Source organism: Burkholderia sp. WTPI3 (assembly GCF_021483755.1).
GTDB lineage: Bacteria > Pseudomonadota > Gammaproteobacteria > Burkholderiales > Burkholderiaceae > Burkholderia.
In genome coordinates this window covers 1-832 of the sequence record NZ_JAGIXF010000227.1, presented here as the reverse complement: position 1 = coordinate 832, position 832 = coordinate 1, and the positions used below count along the sequence as shown (strand labels likewise).

Annotated in this window: 1 protein-coding gene; it reads left to right on the top strand. The window is 64.1% G+C overall.

Features of this window, described 5'->3' with window-relative positions; all coding sequences use genetic code 11:
• The coding region (locus tag J7024_RS37020) for an aminotransferase (protein ID WP_234746065.1) at window positions 1–832 on the top strand (832 nt) is incomplete at both ends.

The following is an 832-nucleotide window of genomic DNA, read 5'->3' as shown; positions in this document are numbered from 1 at the left end:
GCCGCGTATCGCCAGCTCCAGGAACTGCCGTTCTACAACACGTTCTTCAAGACCACGCACCCGCCGGTGATCGAGCTGTCGGCAATGCTCGCCGAAGTGACGCCCGCAGGCTTCAACCACTTCTTCTATTGCAATAGCGGCTCGGAAGGCAACGACACCGTGCTGCGCCTCGTGCACCAGTACTGGCGCGTGCAGGGCAAGCCGCAGAAGAAATACGTGATTTCGCGCAGAAACGGTTACCACGGCTCGACGATCGCCGGCGGCACGCTCGGCGGGATGGGCTACATGCACGAGCAGATGCCGTCGAAGGTCGAGCACATCGTGCACATCGACCAGCCGTACTTCTTCGGCGAAGCGCAGGCCGGCGAGACGCCCGAAGCGTTCGGCCTCGCACGTGCGCAGCAACTCGAAGCGAAGATCCTCGAACTGGGCGCGGAGAACGTCGCCGCGTTCATAGGCGAGCCGTTCCAGGGCGCGGGCGGCGTGATCTTCCCGCCGTCGACGTACTGGCCGGAAATCCAGCGGATCTGCCGCAAGTACGACATCCTGCTCGTCGCGGACGAAGTGATCGGCGGGTTCGGGCGCACCGGCGAATGGTTCGCGCATCAGCATTTCGGTTTCGAGCCGGACCTGATCACGATGGCCAAGGGCCTGACGTCGGGCTACGTGCCGATGGGCGCGGTCGGCATTCACGAGCGCATCGCGCGCCCGATCATCGACAACGGCGAATTCAATCACGGCCTCACGTATTCGGGCCACCCGGTCGCGGCGGCCGTTGCCGTCGCGAACCTGAAGCTTTTGCGCGATGAAGGCATCGTCGAGCGAGTGAAGC